The organism is Paeniroseomonas aquatica, assembly GCF_030409335.1.
Lineage (GTDB): Bacteria > Pseudomonadota > Alphaproteobacteria > Acetobacterales > Acetobacteraceae > Belnapia > Belnapia aquatica.
In genome coordinates, this window is record NZ_JAUFPN010000089.1 from 1 (window position 1) to 528 (window position 528).

At 60.7% G+C, this 528-nt stretch carries 1 pseudogene; it reads left to right on the forward strand.

Going from position 1 to position 528, the window contains the following annotated elements:
- Positions 1 to 218: pseudogene (locus QWZ14_RS08490) on the forward strand (DDE-type integrase/transposase/recombinase); the annotation flags it as partial.
- Positions 219 to 528: the final 310 nt, after the last annotated feature.

A 528-nucleotide genomic window follows, 5' to 3' on the forward strand; every position in this document is an offset into this window, starting at 1 on the left:
ATCAACTTGGCTGGTCAGGGGACTGCTGAGGCTGCAGATGCGGCCGCCGCGCGTCATGATTACCGACAAGCTGGTAAGCTACGCCGCTGAAGAAGGAGGTGATGGCTTCAGCCGAGCACCGGCAGCATAAGGGCCTAAACAATCGCGCGGAGAACTCGCATCGGCCAACGCGACGACGAGAGCGGCAGATGAAGCGCTTCAAGTCAGTTGGCGAAGCGTAACGCTTCCTCTCTGCCCATGACGGATTCAACAACCTCCTTCATNCAGCAAGCACCGCGCTGCAAGGGAGCGCGCGTTCGAGGTATGGTCCGACATCGGCGACACCGCCATCCGGGTTTGATCGCCCTCGATGTCACTGCCATTCCCACAACCTCATTGCTCCCAGGCTGGCAAGTTGACGGTGCCCTCGGAGCTCGCGTCGGCGAGCTCACCCGGCACTGTGCTGGCAGCTCGGTTCAGCATCTGTCTCGTGCGAAGCTTTAGCCTTTATCAGACGGCGTCCTTGAGTTCCTTGGCGGCGCTGAAGGC